General features: G+C 62.5%; 17 protein-coding genes and 1 tRNA gene. 8 read left to right on the forward strand and 10 right to left on the reverse strand.

Features of this window, described 5'->3' with window-relative positions:
• The first annotated feature begins 72 nt into the window (after positions 1-72).
• A complete protein-coding gene (locus ACBG85_RS10995; RefSeq protein ID WP_003942296.1) occupies positions 73-1,140 on the forward strand; it encodes a TrkA family potassium uptake protein in 1,068 nt (355 codons plus the stop codon).
• A gap of 38 nt (positions 1,141-1,178) precedes the next feature.
• On the forward strand, positions 1,179-2,078 hold the full coding sequence (gene nudC / locus ACBG85_RS11000) for an NAD(+) diphosphatase (protein ID WP_372027476.1): 900 nt from the start codon (positions 1,179-1,181) through the stop codon (positions 2,076-2,078).
• A 14-nt stretch (positions 2,079-2,092) separates the two neighbouring features.
• Here nudC and ACBG85_RS11005 read toward each other — a convergent pair whose 3' ends face one another.
• Positions 2,093-2,350 (reverse strand): mycoredoxin, encoded by a 258-nt coding sequence (locus tag ACBG85_RS11005; RefSeq protein ID WP_003942350.1) that lies wholly within the window; start codon positions 2,348-2,350, stop codon positions 2,093-2,095.
• 103 nt (positions 2,351-2,453) lie between these two features.
• On the opposite strand from ACBG85_RS11005, the gene ACBG85_RS11010 reads away from it, so the two are divergent.
• Complete coding sequence (locus tag ACBG85_RS11010; protein WP_003942300.1) at positions 2,454-4,592, forward strand: ATP-dependent DNA helicase UvrD2; 2,139 nt, start codon at positions 2,454-2,456, stop codon at positions 4,590-4,592.
• A gap of 513 nt (positions 4,593-5,105) precedes the next feature.
• Positions 5,106-5,429, forward strand: coding sequence for a WhiB family transcriptional regulator (locus tag ACBG85_RS11015; protein WP_003942321.1), 324 nt, complete (start codon positions 5,106-5,108; stop codon positions 5,427-5,429).
• Between the two features lie 26 nt (positions 5,430-5,455).
• Here ACBG85_RS11015 and ACBG85_RS11020 read toward each other — a convergent pair whose 3' ends face one another.
• From ACBG85_RS11020 to ACBG85_RS11030, 3 genes are all read right to left on the reverse strand, one after another.
• Positions 5,456-6,799: an AarF/ABC1/UbiB kinase family protein gene (locus tag ACBG85_RS11020; RefSeq protein ID WP_172403528.1), complete on the reverse strand. Its 1,344-nt coding sequence runs from the start codon at positions 6,797-6,799 to the stop codon at positions 5,456-5,458.
• Positions 6,800-6,803: 4 nt separating this feature from the next.
• Positions 6,804-7,718 carry a hypothetical protein gene (locus tag ACBG85_RS11025; RefSeq protein ID WP_372027478.1) on the reverse strand — a complete coding sequence of 305 codons (915 nt, stop codon included), beginning with the start codon at positions 7,716-7,718 and terminating at the stop codon, positions 6,804-6,806.
• A gap of 98 nt (positions 7,719-7,816) precedes the next feature.
• Complete coding sequence (locus ACBG85_RS11030; protein WP_003942352.1) at positions 7,817-9,217, reverse strand: zinc-dependent metalloprotease; 1,401 nt, start codon at positions 9,215-9,217, stop codon at positions 7,817-7,819.
• Between the two features lie 123 nt (positions 9,218-9,340).
• On the opposite strand from ACBG85_RS11030, the gene ACBG85_RS11035 reads away from it, so the two are divergent.
• A complete protein-coding gene (locus tag ACBG85_RS11035) occupies positions 9,341-10,363 on the forward strand; it encodes a PDZ domain-containing protein (RefSeq protein WP_037130086.1) in 1,023 nt (340 codons plus the stop codon).
• Positions 10,364-10,389: 26 nt separating this feature from the next.
• Here the strand turns inward: ACBG85_RS11035 and ACBG85_RS11040 are convergent, their stop codons facing one another.
• Positions 10,390-10,992 carry a PPA1309 family protein gene (locus tag ACBG85_RS11040; RefSeq protein WP_003942343.1) on the reverse strand — a complete coding sequence of 201 codons (603 nt, stop codon included), beginning with the start codon at positions 10,990-10,992 and terminating at the stop codon, positions 10,390-10,392.
• A 174-nt stretch (positions 10,993-11,166) separates the two neighbouring features.
• On the opposite strand from ACBG85_RS11040, the gene ACBG85_RS11045 reads away from it, so the two are divergent.
• Positions 11,167-14,082 (forward strand): UPF0182 family protein, encoded by a 2,916-nt coding sequence (locus ACBG85_RS11045; protein WP_372027842.1) that lies wholly within the window; start codon positions 11,167-11,169, stop codon positions 14,080-14,082.
• Positions 14,083-14,171: 89 nt separating this feature from the next.
• Here the strand turns inward: ACBG85_RS11045 and ACBG85_RS11050 are convergent, their stop codons facing one another.
• Complete coding sequence (locus ACBG85_RS11050; RefSeq protein WP_003942299.1) at positions 14,172-14,726, reverse strand: transglycosylase family protein; 555 nt, start codon at positions 14,724-14,726, stop codon at positions 14,172-14,174.
• A gap of 450 nt (positions 14,727-15,176) precedes the next feature.
• Here ACBG85_RS11050 and ACBG85_RS11055 point away from each other — a divergent pair.
• A tRNA-Met gene (locus ACBG85_RS11055) sits at positions 15,177-15,250 on the forward strand.
• Between the two features lie 73 nt (positions 15,251-15,323).
• Positions 15,324-16,100, forward strand: coding sequence for an esterase/lipase family protein (locus tag ACBG85_RS11060; protein WP_372027481.1), 777 nt, complete (start codon positions 15,324-15,326; stop codon positions 16,098-16,100).
• Positions 16,101-16,104: 4 nt separating this feature from the next.
• On the opposite strand, the gene ACBG85_RS11065 is transcribed toward ACBG85_RS11060, so the two are convergent.
• The 4 genes from ACBG85_RS11065 to ACBG85_RS11080 are packed head-to-tail and all read right to left on the reverse strand — an operon-like array spanning position 16,105 to position 19,548.
• On the reverse strand, positions 16,105-16,749 hold the full coding sequence (locus ACBG85_RS11065; RefSeq protein WP_007731273.1) for a GntR family transcriptional regulator: 645 nt from the start codon (positions 16,747-16,749) through the stop codon (positions 16,105-16,107).
• 47 nt (positions 16,750-16,796) lie between these two features.
• On the reverse strand, positions 16,797-17,867 hold the full coding sequence (locus tag ACBG85_RS11070) for an isopenicillin N synthase family dioxygenase (RefSeq protein ID WP_372027483.1): 1,071 nt from the start codon (positions 17,865-17,867) through the stop codon (positions 16,797-16,799).
• Positions 17,864-18,769, reverse strand: coding sequence for an ABC transporter permease (locus ACBG85_RS11075; protein ID WP_007731277.1), 906 nt, complete (start codon positions 18,767-18,769; stop codon positions 17,864-17,866). The genes ACBG85_RS11070 and ACBG85_RS11075 overlap by 4 nt, the downstream gene beginning before the upstream one ends.
• Positions 18,766-19,548, reverse strand: a complete 783-nt coding sequence (locus tag ACBG85_RS11080) for an ABC transporter ATP-binding protein (protein ID WP_003942349.1) — start codon at positions 19,546-19,548, stop codon at positions 18,766-18,768. The genes ACBG85_RS11075 and ACBG85_RS11080 overlap by 4 nt, the downstream gene beginning before the upstream one ends.
• Positions 19,549-19,590 lie beyond the last annotated feature (42 nt).

Here is a 19,590-nt window from a genome sequence, read left to right on the forward strand (position 1 = left end):
GATCTTCGAGGGTTACGCTGCCTGCCGATGTCCGTGTAGGTATTTCGTAAGTTCGAGTGAGAGAGTCGATGTATGGCCGGTAAGCTCCGGGCGCGTTTGACCAGGTCGGAAGCATTGACCGATCAGCCTGACTTCGCCCTTGTCGGGGTGCTGCGCATTCCTCAGCTACAGACAAGTCCGGCGCGGGCCATCTACAAGCGAGTTCTCATCGCGTTGGGTGCTCTCGGCGCCGCCGTGTTGATCGTGTACATCGATCGCGCGGGATACCGGGACGCACAGGACAACGAGCTGTCGCTGCTCGACTGCATTTACTATGCGACGGTTTCGCTCTCGACCACCGGCTACGGCGATATCACTCCGTTCACGCCGTCGGCGCGGCTGGTCAACGTCCTGTTGATCACGCCACTTCGGATCTTCTTCTTGATCGTGTTGGTCGGAACAACACTTTCAGCTCTGACCGAGAGTTCGCGTCAGGCGTTCAAAATTCAGCGTTGGAGGCAGCACGTGCGTAATCACACCGTCGTCGTCGGATACGGGACCAAGGGGCGGACGGCAATCGAAGCAATGCTCGGTGACGGTGTACCGGCGTCGGAGATCGTGGTCGTGGACACCGATCAGACCGTCCTCGATTCGGCGGCGAGCAAAGGCCTGGTGACGGTATTCGGTTCGGCGACGAAATCGGACGTACTTCGGTTGGCAGGTGCGCAGAATGCGTCGTCGATCATCGTGGCAACCAACCGTGACGACACCGCAGTGCTCGTGACGCTGACAGCCCGCGAAATCGCGCCGAAAGCCAAGATCGCCGCAGCCATCCGTGAAGCCGACAACGCGCATCTTCTGCGTCAGTCCGGCGCAGACTCCGTCGTCGTGTCCTCGGAGACGGCGGGTCGACTCCTCGGCATCGCGACCACGACGCCGACCGTCGTGGAGATGATCGAAGACCTGCTGACTCCGGAGGCCGGATTCGCGATTGCCGAGCGTGCCGTCGAGCGTGACGAGGTCGGTGGCTCTCCGCGTCATCTCTCCGACATCGTGCTCGGGGTCGTTCGTGACGGCCGTCTGGTTCGCGTCGGTTCGCCCGAGGTGGACGCCGTCGAGGAGAACGATCGACTGCTCTACATTCGCCGCGTCACGAACTGAGTGTTACCGAGCTTCGTGCGCGCAGTAATGTCGTGAGCGTGAACGACTTCCAGCTGACCGAAACACCTCTGCTCTCACGCTCGAGCGTCGGCCGCGCCGAGGAATTGCGGTCGGACGCCGCTGCACTGACGACGGGTTGGGCGGACGCACTGCTCCTCCATGTGAATTCACGGGGTCAGGTCAAGGTGTCGCCGGAAGGTCAATTGGTCTTCGCCGAGGCAACCGAGTTGGGGCCCGAACCGGTGCGCGGCGCGGTCTTCCTGGGAATTCGGGAGAATCGCCACGTCTGGGCGGTGCGGGTGTCGCTGCTGGCGGGCACTTTGTCTGAATTGCGGATGCTCGGCGGAACACTCGACGACGCGGACGCCGGTTTGTTGACCAGTGCCGTCGCGATTCTCAACTGGCACGACAGTGCCGGATTCAGCGCTATCGACGGCGCACCGAGTGAACCCACGATGTCCGGCTGGTCACGCATTTCCACGTCCACCGGCCACGAGGAGTTTCCCCGAACGGATCCGGCGGTCATCTGCCTGGTGCACGACGGCGGCGATCGAGTTCTACTCGCGCGTCAGCCGACCTGGCCGCAGCGCCGTTTCTCGATTCTCGCGGGATTCGTTGAGGCCGGGGAGTCACTCGAAACGTGTGTTGTCCGCGAGATCAAGGAAGAAGTCGGTATCGACGTGCACAGCGTTCGATACCTCGGGAGCCAGCCTTGGCCGTTCCCTCGCTCGGTGATGTTGGGCTTCGCCGCAATCGGCGACCCCGCCGCTCCGCTGCTGTTCGCGGACGGCGAGATCGCCGAGGGCACCTGGTTCACGAAGGACGAGGTGCGCGCCGCTCTCGAACTCGGCGACTGGGGTTCGGAAGCGGACGCGCCACTGCTGCTGCCCGGGTCGATCTCCATCGCTCGCGGAATGCTCGAGAGCTGGGTCAAGTAGCAGCCGGAGAAGGTCTACAGACCCAGAGCCTGCTTGACCTGGTTGAGCGACGGGTTGGTCGCAACGCTGCCGTCGCCGTACTTCACGGTCGGAACGACGTGATTGCCACCGTTGACGCTGCCGACGAAATCGGCTGCTGCCGGATCGTTCTCGATGTCGATCTCGGTGTACTCGATCCCCGACGCGTTGAGCTGCGTCTTGAGGCGACGGCAGTAGCCGCACCACGTGGTCGAGTAGATGGTCAGGGCAGGCGCATTTTCGGTAGAAGTCACGGCCGATATAACACCACGACCGAGAGCGTTGTTCCGTATCGGCCCGTGTTCTCTTGCCCACATACCGTCGGGCGCGGCGAATGGAGTGTCGGAACGTCCTGCCATGATGGTCCCCATGCCTGCGGACACCGGACTGGATCCAGAACAATCGGCCGCCGTGCTCGCGCCACGCGGCCCGGTATGTGTCCTCGCGGGCGCTGGAACAGGCAAAACCCGCACCATCACGCGCCGGATCGCTCATCTGGTTGCCGACGGTCACGTGTCGGCCGGTCAGGTGCTTGCCGTGACGTTCACCGCTCGTGCGGCCGGGGAAATGCGTGGACGTCTCCGTGAGCTGGGCGTCGGCGGGAGTGGGCCGCAGGTGCAGGCTCGAACTTTTCACGCTGCTGCTCTCCGTCAACTGAAGTACTTCTGGCCGCAGGTTGTCGGCGACACGCCGTGGCGTCTGCTGGACCGAAAGTTCGCCGTTGTCAGCAGTGCCGCAGCCCGGGTGGGATTGTCCACCAGCACGGAAAGCGTCCGCGACCTCGCCAGTGAAATCGAGTGGTCGAAGGCGTCGCTGATCGCGCCGGAGGATTACCCACGCGCGATCGCCAAGATTCGCCGTGAGGCACCGGTCGATGCCACCAAGGTGGCCCAGGTGTATGCCGCATACGAAGAGCTGAAAGCACGCGGCCAGGACGGCATGCTGCTTGATTTCGACGATCTCCTACTGCACACGGCGGCAGCTCTCGAAGAGCATTCGACAGTCGCCGACGAGTTCCGCGAGCGGTATCGCTGCTTCGTCGTGGACGAGTATCAGGACGTCACCCCACTGCAGCAGCGTGTGCTCGACGCCTGGCTGGGCGACCGAGACGATCTGACCGTGGTGGGCGATGCGAATCAGACCATCTACTCCTTCACCGGAGCCACCCCCAACTATCTGTTGGACTTCTCCCGGAAATTCCCCGAAGCGACCGTCGTTCGGCTCGAACGGGATTACCGCTCCACCCCTGAGGTCGTGTCGTTGGCGAACCGCGTGATCGGTGCGGCGCGCGGGCGGATCGCCGGGACGCGTCTGCAACTGATCGGGCAGCGCGCGCCGGGGCCTGAGCCGGAGTTCATGGAGTTCGACGACGAGCCGGCCGAGGCGCTCGGCGTTGCGCGGGCGATCAAACGGCTGATCGCGGCAGGCACTCCTGCTGCCGAGATCGCTGTTCTGTACCGGATCAATGCTCAGTCGGAGGCGCACGAGCAGGCCCTGACGAAGCTGGGCATTCCGTTCCAGGTGCGCGGTGGAGAGGGCTTCTTCACTCGCACCGAGGTACGTCAGGCGGTGGCAGCGCTGCGTCAGGCAGCTGGACGCGACGACCTCCCCGAAGGTGCAGACAACGGCGAAGCGCTGGTCTCACTCGTCCGCGCTGTGCTCGCGCCGCTCGGCCTGACCAACGAAGAGCCTTCGGGTACTCAGGCACGCGAGCGCTGGGCGTCGCTCTCGGCTCTCGTGGCGCTCACCGAAGAACAACTTGTCCACGAACCTGAACTGACGCTCACCGGGCTTCTACAGGAGCTCACGGCCCGAGCCGAGGCGCGGCACCCACCGACCGTGCAAGGTGTGACGCTGGCCTCCCTCCACGCGGCCAAGGGGCTCGAATGGGATGCGGTGTTCCTGGTCGGCCTCAACGACGGCACCCTGCCTATCCAACACGTTCTCGGCGACGCCAATTCGGGCGCCGACGACGTCGCGGTGGAGGAGGAGCGTCGGCTTCTCTACGTGGGGGTTACTCGCGCTCGCGAGCATCTGCAGCTGTCGTGGGCATTGGCCCGCAATGAGGGTGGACGCAAGTCCCGTCGCCGGTCGAGATTTCTCAACGGACTAATCCCGGAGGACTCGCCGGCCTCGCGCGTCGCCGCGCCGTCGTCGGGAAACAAGAAGCGTCCGCGCTGCCGCGTATGCGGCAAACCGTTGATCGGGACGTCGGCGACCATGCTCGGGCGCTGCGAAAAATGCCCGTCCAATGTCGACCTGGAATTGCTCGAGCACCTCAAGGCCTGGCGTCTGGACAAGTCCCGAGAACTCAAAGTTCCGGCCTATGTCGTCTTCAGTGACAACACATTGATGGCTATTGCCGAACAACGACCACAAGACAATCGTGGACTGGTTTCGATCCCTGGAATCGGGCCGAAGAAACTCGACAACTTCGGGGAAGACGTACTAGCTGTCATTCGCGGCGAACTGCGTGCGGCAACACTCGATATCTGACAACACATCCGAATCGACAACGGTGAGTTACATAACCGCAGGTCAAAAATAGGTTGTGCAGATTCGGCAGATTCTCTACTCTGGTTTTCAGTGTTACGGGGCAACCTGTGCGCAGAAACTATCCGGACCGACACGAAATGGAGGTGGCAAAAAAATGACGAACTTGATCTCGTATGAAGCGTGCGCAAGCGCAAAGTTCGCTGTTGCCGCCCCCATGCTGCCGCGTGCAGCGGGATGGGCGCAGCATGCGTTCCGCCTGCGCCCTCAAGCAGCAGCAAAGAAAGCAGCTGTCGAGTCCGTGTTCTTAAGCCATCGAGGTATTTCTCGGTAGGACACATCCGTTCACTTACGGCCACGGACCCGCAGCCCCTGCGGACCGTGGCCTTTGTGTTGGATACCCCTCTTTATCCGGTTTCCGACTCGGCTCAGGTTCGCACCCATCGAACCCATATCGTGCGACACAGTTTCGCATCCGAGCATTAGGAGACCGAGTTGTCTGCCCAGACAATCCGCGTGGAATCCGAAAACTCCACCACTGCAGTAACTTCCACCGACGTCACTTCGGCTGCAGTCACGTTCATCGAGGTCGCGTCCACCCGCCGCGACCTGCCGTGCCGGGCATCCAACCCCGATCTCTGGTTCGCCGAAGCTCCGGCCGAACTCGAGCAGGCCAAGGCACTGTGCGCGCAGTGCCCCATCCGTTCCCGTTGTCTCAGTGCGGCTCTCGACCGCGCCGAGCCATGGGGGGTGTGGGGAGGCGAGATCCTCGATCAGGGGGCCGTCATAGCGCGCAAGAGACCGAGAGGGCGCCCACGCAAGCAACTCGTGTGCGCGTGAGAGCCCTATTCGGCGGAGCCGGTGTCTTAGTCGGCGGAGCCGGTGTCATCCAGAACCGGCTCCGCGAACCCTGGCAACCAACGAGTCAGGATTTCCATGTACGGGGCATATGCGTCCAACTGGGCGCATATGCCGACCGAACCGAGAAGAACACGGAAGATCATCAAATACTCGGCCGGAAGGTTGAGTGCACGGGCCGTTCGGAACTGCGCACTGTTGAAGTCAGTGGCGGTTCCGGCGGCCTTTTGCAGCCATGCCCGAGTGAAGTGAAATGACTCGGTCTGGATCGGGTCGGTGAAGGGTCGCAGGTAATCCGCGATCTCCTTGTCGGTCACCGTGCGTCCGGGGATCACGAAACCGTTGGCGCGCAACAACTCCGTCAACTCGTCGAATTGTTCCTCGACAGCCAAGCGCACCATAGTGCCGAGAACCCGTGGCAGTCCGTTCGGGAACGGCGCAGCAGCACCGAAGTCGATGACGCCGAGTCGGCCGTCCTCGAGAAGCATGAAATTGCCGGGGTGCGGGTCACAGTGGAGCAATCCGACACGGGCCGGAGACGCGAAGTGGAATTCGGCGAGTAGTGCACCGGCCGCGTTGCGCTGCTCCGGCGTTCCACTCTCGATGATTCTGGTCAACGGGGTTGCCGTCATCCATTCGGTCACGACCACTTTCGGCGCGCTCGCCACGACGTGCGGGATCACGAATTGGGGATCTCCGTCGAACTCTTTGGCAAAAGCTCGCTGATTGTTCGCCTCGATCCGATAGTCGAGTTCTTCCTCCGTGCGCGCGGTAAACTCCTCGATCACGGGCCGTACGTCGACACCGGGCATGACCGAACCGAAGAGACCGGCAAATCTGCCCAGGGTCTTGAGATCGGCGCGTAGAGCTTCGTCGGCGCCGGGGTACTGAACTTTCACGGCTACGTCGCGGCCGTCCGCCCAGACGGCTCGGTGAACCTGCCCGATGCTTGCCGACGCGGTCGGTTCGTCGTCGAACGACTGGAATCGGTCGCGCCACTTGGTTCCGAGTTGCTGGTCGAGCATCTTGTGTACTTGCTTGGTCGGCAGCGGCGGGGCGGCGGCCTGGAGCTTGTTCAGCGACTCGCGGTACGGCTCGGCGAATTCCTCCGGAATTGCCGCCTCCATGACGCTGAGCGCTTGGCCCAGCTTCATCGCGCCGCCCTTGAGTTCGCCCAGCACCGCGAACAGTTGCTCGGCGGCCTTCGCGCTCAACTGCGCGTCGATCTCGCCTTTGTCGCCGCCGGCGAGCTTGCGTCCGAAGCCCATGGCGGCGCGACCGGCCATCCCCAGGGGGATGCTCGCGAGTTTGGCAGTACGGGCAGAACTCTTGCGTGGGATCTCGGACACCACACCATCATGTCTGACTGGGGCGTCCTTTGCCCGAAACAGGTGCCAGGTATTGGCAACTGCAGGATATTTGCCGAGGCCAGCGCCTGGTTGTGATCCGATACGGACGGAGCGCGATCTCGAGCGTCGACGACAGACTGGCCGCATGCGTCGCCGCTGTCTCGGATAATGCGGAGTCGATCTCGGCCAGGGCCAGCGCGACACTTGCATGGATCATCGCCGATTCCGCGTGGCCGGCGCTGCCGAGTAGCTGCGCGGACAGATGAAGCCAATGAGGGTCGAGTTCGGATCGGAGGATGTCGGCGCACCGCAGGCAACTCGACTGACCAGGCAGGACAAGAGGACCGACCACACCGTTGCCGTCGCGGATGCGGACGGAAAGGTGGGGGAGTCCACAGCGAACGAGATCGCTGACCAGACGAGGATCAGTCACGACGTCGTCGGCCAGGACCACCAGTTGTTCGTTCCACGTGCGCACGACGTCGGTGTTGCGATACCCGCGCGAGCGACGCGTGCTGACCCCGCCGGTGACCAGTGCGCGCTCGATGGCATCAGAGAGCGGACCGACACCGTGAATCCGGACCGTCGCGGTGCTTCTGCGGGCAGTGTGGGCGAAACCGGAATCGGCGAGTCGCTCGAGCAACTCCTCCGTCACGGATGTGGGAATCCCGAGCCTCGACGCTTCCCAGAGGATGTTTGCGCGGGATCTCGAGCCGTCCATTTTGCGCAGGATCGACTTCACCGCGCGATCGTCGACCCCGACAGGCAGAGTCAGTAGGACGGCACGTCCGGGGGTCCATCCCAGCTGCAGTCGACCATCCGGGCGCGACAGAACAGCGATCCGCGGGTCCCATCGAGGTCCCGCGGATCGCTGTGAAGTGCTGTCTTGTCTGGTGTCGTCGTGTGTGTGACCGGTCATCATTCGATGCTGGCACGACGGGCCCTCGGCGAGTCCCCGTCAGCGGCAGTTATCCACAGGCGGTCATCGCGGCTGATCTGCGAAAATCGGTCGAGAAGGGATTACTTCTCTTCGTCGTCCTCGCGGGTCTTGTCCATCGCTTCCTCGGCCGCACGCTCTTTTGCCACGACGGCTTCGAGCTGGGCTATCGGGTCGTCGAAATTACCGGCTTCGCCGGCGCCGAGGACACGGGCGACAAATCCGTCCGGTGCGTCGAGATCGCTCGAATCGGGCATCAGGTCGGGATGCGACCAGACGCCGTCGCGAACGTCCATACCGGCTTCCGCAGTGAGCTTCTGCCACAAACCAGCCGCTTCACGGACCTTGCGAGGACGAAGTTCGAGTCCGACCAGCGTCGCAAAGGTCTGCTCGGCGGGGCCGCCGGTAGCGCGGCGACGCCGCAACGTCTCACTCATCGCGGCAACACCAGGCAGTCGCTCGCCGAGTGCGGCGGTGACGACCGTCTCCACCCAGCCCTCGACCAGCGCAAGCAGAGTCTCGAGACGTTCGAGAGCGGCTTTCTGCTCCGGTGTGTTCTGCGGCTCGAACGTGCCCTGCTGCATCAGCGCTTCGAGCTTGCTCGGATCGGTGAGAGCGGATGGATCGAGGTCCTTGGCGAATTCTTCCATCGCCGAGAAGTCCATGGTGATTCCGCGGGCGTATTCCTCCACTGTCGCGAGAACACGCTGGCGCAGCCACGGAACGTGACTGTAAAGGCGCTGATGAGCGGCTTCCCGCGCGGCGAGGAAGACCAGAACTTCCTGATGCGGCTGTTCGAGACCCTCACTGAAAGCCTGAACCGCAGCCGGGAGAAGGGCCGCGGTGCCTTCGGGGCCGAGGGGCAGGCCGATGTCAGTGGAGGAGAGCACCTCGGTGGACAGTTGGCCGAGTGCCTGGCCCAATTGCGAGCCGAACGCGAGTCCGCCCATCTGGCCGAGCATGCCCAGCATCGGGCCAGCCATCTGCTGTGCTTCGGCCGGAAGACCCTGGACCCACATGCCCGCTACCTTCTCGGCCACCGGATCACAGAGTCGCTTCCAGGTGTCGATCGTGTTGTCGAGCCAGTCGTTCGGAGTCCACGCAAGAGTGCGGCTCGCTCCGGCAGGGAGCGTTGTCGCGGCGTCCAGCCACATCTCGGCCAGGTGCGCGGCGTCGGCGATCGCCTTGACGTTGCCCTCGGTGATCGGTGTGACCGATCCGATCTGTTGGCGTGCCAGCTTCTTGGCGATGTCGTAGTTGACCGGGCCGGACGTACCGCCCTGGCCCATCGACGAGCCCATTCCGCTCAGCATCTGCCCGAACTGGGTGAGCATCTGGCCGAGCTGAGCCGGATCGAATCCCTCACCGCCCGCGCCGAACCCGAACGGCATGTCACCACCCCCGAACGGATTGCCACCCGCCGCGTTCTTGTCGCGATCGGGATCGTCGTCGGAGTTGGAGAAGCCGAACGGCATATTGCTCATACCTCAACGGTACAAGGCTCGAGCGGTCGGAGTCGCCCTCCGAGTCACGCTGACGGCGAACACGCACGGCGCTCAGGCGGTGCGATCGGTGCTCCGGAGCCTTCGCGCTTTACTCTGGATCAGGTGAATCGACGGATAGTGACGCTCTTGGCCGCACTCGCACCCATCGTCGTGTTGGGAGTCGTCGGAACAATGGTCACTGTTCCTTATGTCGCACTCGGTCCGGGCCCCACCTTCAACACGCTCGGCGACGTCGACGGTAAGCCCGTCGTGGACATCCAGGGGACCGAGGTCGATCCCACCGACGGCAACCTCAACATGACAACGGTGTCGGTTCGCGACGGCCTCAACATCTTCGAAGCGTTCGGACTGTGGGCGAGTGGCAGCAACGGACTCGTCCCTCGCTCGGAGATCTATCCGCCCGAGAAGTCGAAGGAAGAGATTCAGCAGGCCAACACCGCCGACTTCCAGCAGTCCGAGGACAGTGCCGAGTTGGCGGCACTGCACTTTCTCGGCAAGCCGGTGGCACTGACTGTTTCGAAGGTGACCCCGGACGGTCCCGCTGCGGGTGCCCTGCAAGAAGGCGACGTCCTGGTCAAGATCGGCGACACTCCGGTAACCACCATCACCGGCGTTCAGGACACGGTCGGTGCGATCGCGCCCGGCACCGCGATCGACGTCACCGTCCTTCGTGAGGGTGTGGAGACCGTTGTGCCGGTCACCGTCGGGGCGCGGCCCAACAAGCCCGAATCGGGTTACCTCGGCGTCACACCCAGCGAGGTCCCGGACGTTCCCTTCACCGTGCAGTTCAATCTCGCCGACATCGGCGGTCCTTCTGCCGGACTGATGTTCACACTGGCCTTGGTCGACAAGCTGACTCCGGGGGAGCTCAACGGCGGAAAGTTCGTAGCCGGAACGGGCACCATCGACTCCGACGGCGAGGTCGGTCCGATCGGCGGCATCAGGTACAAGTTGATCGCCGCGTCCGAAGCCGGTGCTGAGACCTTCCTCGTGCCGGCCCAGAACTGTGACGAGGCGAAACAGAATGCGCCGGACGGGCTTCGACTCGTCAAGGTCGACAACCTGCCCGGCGCAGTGGACTCACTCGAAAGCCTCAACACGGGTGGCGACGCACCCCGCTGCTGAAAGCTGCCTGGCCGCCGACGACTCTGTCAGTCTTCTTCGACCTCGTCGAGCGTCGCGTACAGGGCGTGCACGAGGTGAGGTGCAAGACCGTCGTAGGTGAGCAGTTCCAAGTCACCGTACGGATCCGCATCCTCGTCGGGACGCATCTGTAGGAGCGACAGCGAGGGACCGTCACGGAGCACGCCGACGAACAGTCGAGCCTCGCGTCGATCGGGATGCGCGTCGGCCGTCAGTCGAGCGACTTCGTCCGCCGCGTGCTGATCGGTCAACACCGGCGCCGTGGCGTGGTCGAGATCCGATTCCGCCTCGGGCGGCAGGACGACGATCTCCTGCACCAGGATGCAACCCTGCACGGACTCGGGCCAATGCGTCGTTGCCAGGAACTCGTCGAGTGCCCGTGAACCGCCGATGATGTCCTCGGGAAGCGATTCCTGTTCGATCGGTGTGTATTCGGCGCCCTCGGCGAGTTGGTCGAGCAGTCCGGGTTCGGCCGCGGCGAGCATCTCGGTGGGTACCAACGCGTACAGCTTCGGCGGCTGATCCCAGCCTTCGGCGTCGATGTGGTCGACAACTTCATGAACGCACCGGGCGAGGGCACTCGGTGATCTGCTCATATTCTCTTCACTCACGCCTTCATCCTCCCACCTTCTGTCCGGCTCCCCGCTCTCCGTGTTGTCAACCCGTGACCGTTGTTACGTAGAGTGGTCGGAAACGGCCAAGTCCACTCGGGCGTGGCCGCAGTGATCGATGCAATCGGTTGCGACGCCACGGCGTCGCCAAATCTTGGAGCGTGGCACGTGGGCATGCGGCCCCCCGCAGGTTTACCCTCTCTGTCCAGACGCAGTCGAATCTTGTTGGTGGTGGCTGTCGTAGTGGCGGCCTTGCTGCTCGTGGGGCCGCGACTGATCGGCATGTACACGGACTGGTTGTGGTTCGGCGAAGTCGGCTTCCGCGGTGTCTTCACCAAGGTTCTGCTGACGCGATTCGTGCTCTTCCTGGTCGTCGGAATTGTCGTCGGCGCCATCGTGTGGCTCGCGATGCTTCTCGCGTACCGCGCACGCCCGGTGTTCGTCCCGGTCTCCGGGCCCAATGATCCGATCGCGCGCTACCGCACCACCGTTATGTCGCGTCTTCGTCTGTTCGGCGTGATCATTCCGGTAGCGATCGGCATCCTGTCCGGTCTCATCGCGCAGGCCAACTGGGTCACTATCCAGTTGTTCCTCAACGGCCAGGCATTCGGTATCACCGATCCGCAGTTCAACATGGACGTCAGCTTCTACACGTTCGATCTGCCGTTCTACCGTTTCGTTCTCAACTGGTTGTTCGTCTCGATCCTGCTGGCTTTCGTGGCAAATCTGATCACCCACTACGTTTTCGGTGGAATCAAATTGGCCGGACGAGCGGGGACGTTCACCACGGCCGCTCGTATTCAGCTGGCTGTCATCGCCGGCACCTTTGTGCTTCTCAAGGCGGTGGCGTACTGGTTTGATCGGTACTCGTTGATGTCGAGTAGTCGTAAGGAACCGACGTTCACCGGCCCGGGCTTCACCGACATCAATGCGGTCCTGCCGGCGAAGCTCATTCTGTTGTCCATTGCGGTCATCTGCGCCTTGGCGTTCTTCGCCTCGATCTTCACGCGGGATCTTCGGATACCGGCCATGGCAGTCGCTCTACTGGTTCTTTCGTCGGTCCTCGTCGGTGCCGTCTACCCGATGATCGTCGAGCAGTTCTCCGTCAAGCCCAATGCGGCGCAGAAGGAGAGCACGTACATCGAACGAAACATCGAAGCGACCCGTCAGGCGTACGGGATCACGGAAGAAAACGTCGACTACGTCGACTATCCGGGAATTGGCACCAAGCAGCCCCAGGACGTTCCGGCAGACCGGACCACGATCGCGAACACACGCCTGTTGGATCCGACCATTCTGTCGCCGACGTTCACCGCTCAGCGTCAGCTCAAGAACTTCTACGGGTTCCCGCAGACGCTCAACGTCGATCGTTACGAACAAGACGGCCAGTTGCGCGACTTCGTTGTCGCCGCGCGTGAGCTGTCGCCGAACAACCTTTCCGGCAACCAGACGGACTGGATCAACAAGCACACGGTCTACACGCACGGCAACGGTTTCGTCGCCGCCCAGGCCAACGAAGTCACGGCCGTGCAGGGCGACAGTCAGAACAACACCGGTGGCTACCCGATCTACTCGGTGAGCGACCTGACGACCACGCCCGAGAACGAGAATCTCAAGGTGGACAATCCTCGTTCGTACTACGGCGAGGTGATCAGTCAGTCGGACGCCGATTACTCGATCGTCGGTTCTGTCGACGGCGAGGGACCTCGTGAGTACGACACCGACACCTCGAAGTACACCTACACAGGTTCGGGTGGCGTTTCGATCGGCAACTGGTTCAACCGTCTTGCATTCGCGGCGAAGTACACCGAGCGCAACATCCTGTTCTCGAGTGCAATCGGCTCGAACTCCAAGATCATCTTCAAGCGTGATCCGAAGGAAAGAGTCGAGGAGGTCGCGCCTTGGCTGACGACCGACGGCGCTGCTTACCCCGCAGTGGTCGACGGCAAGATGCAGTGGATCATCGACGGCTACACCACCGCCCAGGACTACCCGTACGCGCAGCGCAGTTCGCTCGACGGGTTGGTCGAGGACAGTATCGACCAGACGACCGGGCGCCTCATTCCGCGCCAGGAGTTCTCGTACATCCGTAACTCAGTGAAGGCCACGGTCGATGCCTACGACGGCACTGTCACGCTGTACCAGGTCGACGAGCAGGATCCGGTTCTGAAGGCGTGGATGGGGGTCTTCCCGAACACGGTGAAGCCGAAGAGCGAAATCTCGGACGACTTGCAGGCACACTTCCGCTACCCGGAAGACATGTTCAAGGTTCAGCGAGAGATGCTGGCGAAGTACCACGTCGACGATCCGAGTGAGTTCTTCACCAACAACGCGTTCTGGTCGGTTCCGAGCGATCCGACGATCGACACGTCGGCCAACCAGCCGCCGTACTACGTGCTGGTGGGCGACAAGGACACCGCGAAGGCGGATTTCCGTCTGACCAGTCCGATGGTCGGGTTCAGTCGTGAGTTGCTGTCGGCCTACATCTCGGTGGCGAACGACAAGGAGAACTACGGCAAGTTCACGGTGCTGCAGTTGCCGACCGATACGCAGACTCAGGGTCCACAGCAGGCTCAGTCTGCGATGACGTCGGATTCGCGTGTTGCTTCGGAAGTGTCACTGCTCAAGCAGTCGAACAAGATTCAGTACGGAAACTTGCTGACTCTGCCGATTGCCGAGGGCGGAATCCTCTATGTCGAGCCTTTGTACTCGCAGCGAAACTCGCAGAACGCGTTCCCTCAGTTGGCGCGTGTATTGGTGAGCTTCAGCGACACCAACGGCATTCGGATCGGTTATGCACCGACCGTCTCCGAGGCGATCAGTCAGATTTGGCCGGGCGCAGGTTCGGCAGCGACGGTCACCCAGCCGGCACCCGATCCGGATACCGGAGCGCAACCGGAAACGCCGACAACTCCGACGGCACCGGCCCCGCCGGCTTCTTCGGATGACGTCACGAAGGCGCTGGCCGAGGTCAATTCGGCAATGGCGGCATTGAAGTCGGCGCAACAGAGCGGTGACTTCACCAGCTACGGTGCTGCGCTCGACCGCCTGCAGAAGGCTGTTGACGCGTACCAGGCGCTGCCGAGGTAAGCGGCGTCAGTTCATGAATAGCAGAAGGCCCACCATCCGATCGGATGGTGGGCCTTCTTGTGTGCTCAGGTGAAGCTGTACGAGCTGAATCAGCGCAGTGCTGCAACGATCGGTGCGTTGGCATCGGAGAGCTGCTGGAACTGTGCGGCGAAGCCGTACTGGCCGGCGAGGTCACGAGCGGTGTCGTAAGCCTGCTGTGCGGCGGGCTTGAGCTCGGCCGGGATCTCGATGGCGGGAGCAACTGCGGGTGCCTCGGCGACGGGAGCCGGCGCTGCGGCGGGAGCTTCTTCGACTGCAGGCTCGCTCGCGACGGTCAGACGCTGGCCGCAGACGGGCCATGCGCCGGGGCCCTGGCTCTGCAGGGTGTTCTCGGCGACGCGGATCTGCTCTTCCTTGGAAGCGTTGGCGGGCGAGCCGGTGCCACCGTTGGCGGTCCAGGTGCTCTGCGAGAACTGCAGGCCGCCGTAGTAGCCGTTTCCGGTGTTAATGTTCCAGTCGCCACCGCTCTCGCACTGTGCGACGCCGTCCCAGTTGTGGGTGGCTGCGGAAGCGGTGCCGGTGCTCATGGTGAGGGGCACTGCGACAAGTGCGCCGGCTACTGCCAATGTGCCGAATGCACGCTTGCTGATGCTGGTGTACGTCATGTCGGGGTAAATCCTCTCCGCGCTTGCTGACATCGGCGGGCCTGCGGGTCGGCGATGATGCTGACTTTCCCGGGCGCTTGTCTCTCCGTGTCTCTGCCCCTCGAAGGTTTCGGGGGTTCCGATCCCGCGGGGCAGAGTGGAGCAGCGGCGGGTCGGCGTTCGCCCGGTTGATTCGGGCCGGGACCGACCGTACGGGAGCGTCGAACGAGGGTCGATTCGCAATTTTCCGGACTGTCTGGTCTGCTCTCGACCCAAAATTTTAGCGTTTGTGCTGGTAGAGCCTTTCCGATGCCGTTTCGACGTACGTTCGTTACATGCTTGTTATGTGTTGATGCTCACGGGCATTTTGTGAACCCAGTCACCCGATTCTTCGACTTTCAGGCGTGTATTTCGCTCCAGCGCAGGCGATTTGCGTTCCGTTCACCTGCTCGTGTAACTTTGTCCATGCATCGCGGGGTGGAGCAGCTCGGTAGCTCGCTGGGCTCATAACCCAGAGGTCGCAGGTTCAAATCCTGTCCCCGCTACTAGAAAAGGACCGCCGCACTGGATTCCAGTGCGGCGGTCCTTTTTTGTGCGCAGCCGTCGTAGGGTGGCGACGTGCGACTCTCGAAGATTCTCTTGGCGATGGCTGTGACTACTTCGCTGGTGACCACCGCTCTGGCGTTCTCGGCAGGAAGCGCTGCCGCCGGTAGGCGGATCACCGATGCGAAGCGCGTGGTCTTCATCGTTCCGGGGCAGCAGCTCTACAACTCGGGAGAAACGCACCAGGCGACCTACCGCGCCCTCGACAAGGCACTGAGCGCTGCGGGCTACGAGACACACTTCGTCGACGCACCCGGCAAGATGATTGCGGCCGACGCCGAGCTGATTGCCGATTCGATTCGCTCCTACGCTGCCGGCGCTGACTCCGTCGGGATGATCGCGCACAGTGCGGGTGGACTGAGCTCCCGGTACTACGCGAAGTTCCTCGGTGGCTCCGAAGTAGTGGATTCATTCGTCGCCATCGGTGCGCCGCAGTACGGTAGCCCCGGTGGCTGCGTACAAGGCCCTGCCGACGGCTACGACACCTGCATGTTCTCCGAAGTTCTCACCAAGCTCAATGTCGGTGAGGACACTCCTGGATCTGCCTACTATTCGGTGGTGCAGAGTTCGGGCGAGTGGGCGGACGGTCGGTTGGACGGGGGCCAGTGCCGGGTGTACGTCGATGGCGTTCCCGGGGCCGGAACCGGAGGAGACCATCTCACCGAGCTCGAGCATCCAGAGGTCATCTCGGGAGCGATCAGCGCTTTGGAGCGAGACTGTGTCGGTACGTTCGTGGACGAGAACGACGGCGACATCACCTGGCCTGACACGCTGTTTCCGTCATTTCGGTAAAGCTTCAGGTCCGGGTTGTTCGGACGAGTAGCCCGGCTACGTGTGCGCTCGCGGCAGTCCTCGCCCCCAAGGCGTCACCCGATTCGATGGCCGCGACTATACGTGCGTGCTCGGTGACAGCGATCCGCCGATTGAGCTCGAGGCTCCACATGTCCGAACGGTAGAGATGTGACTGTCCGTCCAGACGATGTAGGGCTTCGCTGAGCGGGTGATTGCATGCAGTCTCACGAATCAAGGTGTGGAACTCGAGGTCGAGCTTCGAATCCCGACGCTGATCCGGCGGGCTCTCGAGAAGTTCGCGTTGCACCTGCACCATCTTGTTCAGCTGTGACACGGTTTCGTGCGTGGCATTGGCCGTCGCGTTGAACGCCGCGAGACCGTCGAGTACCTCACGCACCTCGAAGACCGCGCGCAGAGACTCCGCGTCCAGCGAATCGACTTTTGCACCCGCATTCCGTGTGTGGACGGCGATGCCCTCGTAGATCAACTGCTGCACGGCCTCGCGGACCGGCGTTCGACTGACATTGAGCTTGCTCGCCAGCGCGGGAACACTCAGTGGTGTCCCCGGCGCCAGCTCGCCCGAAAAGATCAGTTCGCGAAGCGTCTCGTGCACGGACTCGGTGAGTAAAGCTCGTTCGGTGGTGGTCATCTTGTCCTCACTTCGATCCTGCACGATGTCGACGGTACCCGGGAGCGCTATCCAGCGGCGCGCACCCGGTCAGCGCTGCGACTGTCGACCTCGGGCGCCGTCGCGCCTTTCAGTCCGGCCACTTTGGCCGCGATGTTCTCAGCGATCGTGATCGGCGGGTATCCCACTTCGCCCGGTGTGAGAGTCCCTGGCAGTGCTTCGATGACGGCGTCGTAGTTCCCGTCGAAAAAGAATGCGGCAGAGCGACGTCGGATGATCTGACCATCGACGATAGGTGGGTCGACTCGGTGCACTGTCGAGCGCCATCGGTCGTTCGTCCAGCGTGCCATCGCGTCGCCGAGGTTGATCAAGAGTGCGCCGTCGGCAGGTTGGACGTCGTGCCATACGCCGTCGGCACTCAGAACTTGAAGGCCCGGAACTTGATCTGCCCACAGGATGGTCAAGATTCCGAAGTCGGTGTGAGCGCCCATTCCCGTCATGTCGCCGGAGATGCGGATCTCGCCCTCGGGCAGTGCGTAGTTGTTCATCTTCATCGCGTCGATCGAATGGTCGAGCATCGAATCGAAGTACCCGGGCTGCAATCCGAGAGCGTCGGTAAAGGCGCACATCAGGATTCGTGCCAAGCCCTGGGCATGACGGAAATACTCTTCGATTGCCGGTCGGAATCCGGGCGCGGCCACGGGCCAGGTGTTGGCGGCGTAGCTGGACTCGGGTAGGTCGACGCCCGGATAGTCGCTCACCTCTGTGCCCACGACTATTGCTTCGTAGAAATCGTTCATCTGGTTCGCAGCGGCGACGCCCAGGCTCATGCTGAGTGATTCCGATTTCGGTGGTGAGTAGCCGCGGTTCTCGGACGAGGGACGGCGATAGTTGTTCTTCACCGTCAGTGGGAGAGCAAAGAACTCGTCGAGAGCGTCGGCCAGTCTTTCGGTCGCCGATCGTGGAATGCTGTGTCCGACAATCTGTATGAATCCGACCTCCCGGCACGCGCGATCGAGTTGAGCTGCCACTTCCGCACAGGCAGTGCTGTTGGTGGCGTTTGCAACCGCTGCCTCGCCGCGGAGGTACGGGCTGATATCGATCGTAGGGATCTCGAAGACAGGAGTTTCGTGGGTCATTTAAAGTCCTTGCGGCCGGACGTGTGCCACTTACCGACGAGCACACGTGAGAGGAATCCAAAGGCAGAGAAGACGAGGACACCGAACACCGACGCGATCACGATCGCGGCGATCAGATCCTCGGACTGAAGGCGGCTTCGGTAGACGTCGAGCAGCGTTCCGATCCCGGGTTGTCCTTTGGCGAAGAACATGTCGCCGATGATGGCACCGACGACAACAAGGCCGGAGGCGGTGCGGATGCCGGTGAGAATAGCCGGCATTGCCGCTCGCAGTTCGAGTTTCACCAATCGATCCCAACGGGACGCGCGGCCGAGGGTGAACAGTTCGTGCAGTCCGCGATCGACCGATTGCAATCCGAAGTGTGTGTTGGTGATGATCGGGAAGGCTGCGATGAGAACACACACCAGGGTACGCGCGGTCATACCGTAGCCGAACCAGAGCCCGATGAGGGGGACGATGGCGAGGATGGGAATGACCTGCAGCACAACGGCATAGGGATAGACGATCCGCTCGATCCACTTGGCCTGGCTCATCAGCACGCCGGTTCCGACGCCGACTGCCACCGCGACCACGAAGCCGACCAGTGCTACCTGTGCCGTCACTGCGAGGGCTTCGAGCATGGGAGAGAGGTGTTTCCAGTCGAGTAGCGACTTTGTCAGTACTTGACTCGGCGGCGGAAGGAGAAATCGACGTTCCGGGGAGAGAACGAGGTAGCTGACGATCGACCACGCTGCGACCGCGCCGGCAAGTGAGAGCAGCGGATAGAGAAGGAAGGTGCCGAGCGCTCTCATTCGCGAGGGCCGTCCGGGCTGTGACTGTGCTCGCGCGGCGGTCGCAGAATCAGTGCGAACGGCGGAATTGCGTGCGGTGGTGCCCTGTTGCACTGCAAGGACTTCGGTCATCGTGAGCTCCCATGGAGACTGGCCGAGATCTCGGCGACGTGTTCGGTGTATCGGGCGTCGTAGCGCAGTTCCGGGCTACGCGGGTACGGGAAATCGATGTCCACGACCGAATGGATTCGTCCGGGCCGGGCGGTCATGACGACCACCTTGTTTGCGAGGTACACGGCCTCGGATACCGAGTGCGTGATGAACATCGAGGTGAACCCCTTGTCGGTGTAGAGCCTTTGCAGCTCTACCTGCATCTCCAGTCGTGTCATCTCGTCGAGAGCACCGAAAGGTTCGTCGAGCAGCATCACAGCAGGTGCGAGGGTGAGCGCACGCGCCAACGAGACGCGCATCTTCATTCCGCCCGACAACGCGTTGGGCAGTTGTTTCGCGAAGTCCGCCAGTCCCACTGCGCGAATTGCCTCGTCGGCGCGCAATTTTCGGGCTGCTTTGTCGCCGCCACCGAGTTCGGCGGACAATTCGACGTTGGCCTGCACGGTTCGCCAGGGGAGGAGAGTCGGCTCCTGGAAGATGAAGCCAACTGATTCGGTGTCGAGGGCAACCGCGCCGCTGGTCGGTCGCTCGAGGCCGGCCGCCATGCGCAACAAAGTCGACTTGCCGCAGCCGGAGGGTCCGACCACGGCGACGAAGTCTCCTCGCTCCACGTTCAGATCGATGCCGTCCAGCGCGACAGTGCCGGTATCGAACTTCTTGACGACATCGGAAAAGACCATCTGCATCGGTGCGGTGAGCTTGCGAGCGTCGGCATCCTGCATCGTGTTCGCGAGTTCCATCTGAGCCTCCGGTTCGATAATGCATGCAAAAGTTCTTCAAGA

The organism is Rhodococcus sp. NyZ502 (genome assembly GCF_041464245.1).
In the GTDB taxonomy this organism is placed as follows: domain Bacteria; phylum Actinomycetota; class Actinomycetes; order Mycobacteriales; family Mycobacteriaceae; genus Rhodococcus_F; species Rhodococcus_F qingshengii.

Bases quoted from the DNA above. Each gene is read 5' to 3' on its own strand.
- ACBG85_RS10995 (WP_003942296.1), top strand. From the start codon at position 73: ATGGCCGGTAAGCTCCGGGCGCGTTTGACCAGGTCGGAAGCATTGACC.
- ACBG85_RS11010 (WP_003942300.1), top strand. From the start codon at position 2,454: ATGATGGTCCCCATGCCTGCGGACACCGGACTGGATCCAGAACAATCG.
- ACBG85_RS11025 (WP_372027478.1), bottom strand. From the start codon at position 7,718: ATGATGACCGGTCACACACACGACGACACCAGACAAGACAGCACTTCA.
- ACBG85_RS11030 (WP_003942352.1), bottom strand. From the start codon at position 9,217: ATGAGCAATATGCCGTTCGGCTTCTCCAACTCCGACGACGATCCCGAT.
- ACBG85_RS11045 (WP_372027842.1), top strand. From the start codon at position 11,167: ATGCGGCCCCCCGCAGGTTTACCCTCTCTGTCCAGACGCAGTCGAATC.
- ACBG85_RS11050 (WP_003942299.1), bottom strand. From the start codon at position 14,726: ATGACGTACACCAGCATCAGCAAGCGTGCATTCGGCACATTGGCAGTA.
- ACBG85_RS11065 (WP_007731273.1), bottom strand. From the start codon at position 16,749: ATGACCACCACCGAACGAGCTTTACTCACCGAGTCCGTGCACGAGACG.
- ACBG85_RS11070 (WP_372027483.1), bottom strand. From the start codon at position 17,867: ATGACCCACGAAACTCCTGTCTTCGAGATCCCTACGATCGATATCAGC.
- ACBG85_RS11075 (WP_007731277.1), bottom strand. From the start codon at position 18,769: ATGACCGAAGTCCTTGCAGTGCAACAGGGCACCACCGCACGCAATTCC.
- ACBG85_RS11080 (WP_003942349.1), bottom strand. From the start codon at position 19,548: ATGGAACTCGCGAACACGATGCAGGATGCCGACGCTCGCAAGCTCACC.